We start from the raw sequence: 3435 nt of genomic DNA, 5'->3' as shown, positions 1-3435 counted from the left end.
CCACAATAAGTCATCCTTGAGAAAAGTTGTCGAACATAGGGCATGCGCTCAACTGTGATGGCAACCGTTGCTCCCCAACAATGGCTTAAATTGATAGAATGTAATTGAGGATAAATTTCAGCAATTTGCCGTTTTATACGTTCATCTAAATTCAAAGGATGTTTATTATCATAACTTTCTACGCCACCAAATAAGAGACGATTATCAATGCTTTTGCGAAAATAGCGAACCATAAAACGGGAATCATCAACCGATTCCCCGCCTGCGAGAATTGAACTGTGCTTTGGTAATGGGTCCGTTGCTCCAATATAAGAACGAATAGAAACAATATTTTTTTCAATAAAACGCTCCAGACCAAGTTTATACCCATTTGTTGCAAGTAAAACATGCTCTGCTGTTACACTGCCTTTTTCTGTTATCACTTTCCAATGGGCTCCCTTGCGCTTTACTGTCGTTACTTGTGACTTCTCATAAAGCTTAGCACCAGCATCTTTAGCTTTTTTTGCCAATCCAACAATCAATTTTAAGGGATTTATATGGCCGGTATCCGCATCATAAATACCACCACAATAAAAAGACGATCCAAGTCGCCTAGATGTTTCTGCCCTATCCATAAAAGTAAGCGCATGATAGCCATAACGCTGCATCACCTCAATATGCCGTTGATAAGAAAGAAGCTCACGCCTTTTATGTGTCACAGAAAGCTGTCCTCCTATCAAATCACACGAACAATTAGGCATCGCGCATAAAGATAAAATATCTCTTTTAGCTTCTTCTGCTAAATCAAACAGAGCCTTACTTCGCTCAAAACCATACTTTTTTTCTAATGTTTCTACCCATTGCCGTTGCCCTGTTCCCAGCTGTCCACCATTGCGCCCTGAAGCACCATCACCAAAACGTGATGCTTCAAATAAAACAACATCTACTCCAGCCTTGACTAAATGATAAGCAGCCGACAGACCCGTAAATCCGCCTCCAATAATGACCACATCACACTGTCTGTTTTCACAAAAAGAAGGATAAGAGGGACGTTCTTTTAAAGTATCTTCATACCAAGAAATTCCTGGAGAAATTGAATTATAATCAATCATCGTCATAAAATTTAAACATTCAGCAGAAGATATTCACGCTCCCACGGACTAATTACTTCCATAAAAGTTTCAAACTCCTGTCGTTTGATTGCAGCATAAGTACTGACAAACACATCCCCTAAAATAGCACGTATTGCTGTATCTTGTTCAAACAAATTGACTGCCTCAATGAGTCCACGCGGTAACTCAATATTATCAGCGTTTACATTATTTGTCGCTGGCTCATCCGGCTCAATTTTTTGTTGCAAACCAATAAGACCACACGCTAAAGAAGCTGCAAGGGCTAAATAAGGATTCGCATCTGATGAAGGAAGTCTATTCTCAACACGCCGCGCTTGAGGAGCAGAACGGGGAACTCGAAAAGCTGTAGTACGATTATCATATCCCCATCGCAAATTAACAGGAGCCGAATTATCAGGGACAAGACGTCGATAAGAATTCACATAAGGCGCAAGCATCACAAGTACCCCTGGCATATGTTTTTGCAATCCACCAATAAAATGGCGAAAACAGATACTTTCTTCACCATTTTCCTGTGTAAAAATATTCATACCGGTTTTCTTATCAACAACCGATTGGTGAATATGCATAGCAGAACTCGGCTGCCCTTGAATGGGTTTTGCCATAAAAGTTGCATACATATTATGTTTTAGAGCTGCTTCACGAATTGTTCGTTTGAACATAAAAACTTGATCCGCTAATTCAATAGGATCACCATGACGTAAGTTAATTTCAAACTGACCTGCTCCTTCTTCATGAATGAGAGTATCAATTTCCAATCCTTGTGCCTCTGAAAATTGATAAATATCATCAATCAAATCATCAAACTCATTAACACCAGCAATGGAATACCCCTGTCCACCACCAATTGAACGCCCAGAACGACCAACCGGTGGAACTAACGGATAATCAGGATCGGGATTTTTCTGTACTAAATAAAACTCAATTTCTGGTGAAACAACAGGGCTTAAACCCATTTTTGTATAAAAATGAACCACCGTTCGTAAAACATTGCGTGGTGTGTAATCCACAATCTGACCATTTTGATACACAAGATCACAAATCACCTGTGCTGTGGGAGCATCTTCCCATGGAACAATGCTTAACGTAGAAAGATCAGGTTCAAGGCGTAAATCACCATCTGCTTTAGGATATTCAAAACCATGACCATCTTCAGGATAATCCCCTGAAATTGTTGCCATAAAAACGGCTGAAGGCAATGCCAATGATGTTTCCGATGTAAATTTTTTAGAAAGCATCATCTTGCCCCGTGGTACCCCTGCTTGATCAGGCGTAATACATTCAATATCCTCTACCTTACGGAAAGCAAGCCATTGTGAAACTTGTTCCCAATTGTGCACACCACGTAAACTTTTGAGAAAACGAGAGACAGGTTTAAAATTTTTACTTTTCGTTTGTTTACCATTTTTTACAGCCATAACATACCAACTTTACAAACAATCAAGCTCTATTCTTATAGTATCAGCCCCTGCTTAAACGACACGAAAAAAAATTATCAACTGATATTTTTGAAGAATACTATAAGATCTATCAAGGTAAAAGAACTTTACGCTCAACAAGCTATCCTATCACCATAGTGAAAAAATTGATATTGCACGCGATACATCGGTGCGAACCTTCTTCTTATATAAAACAGCGAGAAATACCATATTGTACGTAACCTAATTCCGATTCAAATAATCATATATAAGAAAACATTGGCGAGAATAATAAAGGCGAGATATTTAATTTTCTTTTGGCCGTAGCAATGCTTAATTAAAAGAAAAGAAACTTTTCTTTTAATATGAAGCAAGTTTTGTAACTCTATTGTTATTCACATAGAAGAAAACAGCCTAGGATAGTGAGTAGCTATGCCTTTACAACTAATGCTTACAAACACTCACCACGCCGTAATATGCGTAAATGTATTTTCAGGATAAGACATACGCTCAGCATTTCCGACATGAAACTTAACCATCCCCTGCATAATAGAGCTATCAACCTTGTTCTGAGCGGATACCTATAGACTCTGCACTTATATAAATTCCCACCGCTTGACATCGCACTTCGCACACAATATTTAGAGCTGAAAATACAGTAGAGCATACCAAATCCAATAGATAGGATTTTTTGCTAATTGCGCCATGCGTGATCCAATATTTGATAGTCTTCAGCCCACTAGGAGATGTGTTATTTATATCTAAAAAGCCCCAAAAATCAGGATATGAGAACACAATGATATCAATTTCCTTTGAACTAACGTCCTTCATCGTCGATCTTCCACCATCGTAAAATCTTTTTTGTATCAGTTGCTTTCACATACTTTGACTTATGATCTAGTGAT

Annotated in this window: 3 protein-coding genes; all 3 read right to left on the bottom strand. The window is 38.5% G+C overall.

The window, feature by feature from the left end:
* A partial coding sequence (locus ACFIKE_RS05910) for an NAD(P)/FAD-dependent oxidoreductase (RefSeq protein WP_375648636.1) occupies positions 1-1091 on the bottom strand: 1091 nt, incomplete at its 3' end.
* 11 nt (positions 1092-1102) lie between these two features.
* Positions 1103-2530, bottom strand: coding sequence for a glutamine synthetase family protein (locus tag ACFIKE_RS05905; RefSeq protein WP_375625165.1), 1428 nt, complete (start codon positions 2528-2530; stop codon positions 1103-1105).
* Between the two features lie 558 nt (positions 2531-3088).
* Entirely contained in the window at positions 3089-3361 is a 273-nt protein-coding gene (locus ACFIKE_RS05900; RefSeq protein WP_375648632.1) for a hypothetical protein, read from the bottom strand.
* Positions 3362-3435: the final 74 nt, after the last annotated feature.

The sequence above is a fragment of the Bartonella sp. MU70NMGDW genome (assembly GCF_042194085.1).
GTDB lineage: Bacteria > Pseudomonadota > Alphaproteobacteria > Rhizobiales > Rhizobiaceae > Bartonella > Bartonella grahamii.
Note: the sequence above shows the minus strand (reverse complement) of the source record. Positions and strands in the feature narration are given on the sequence as shown.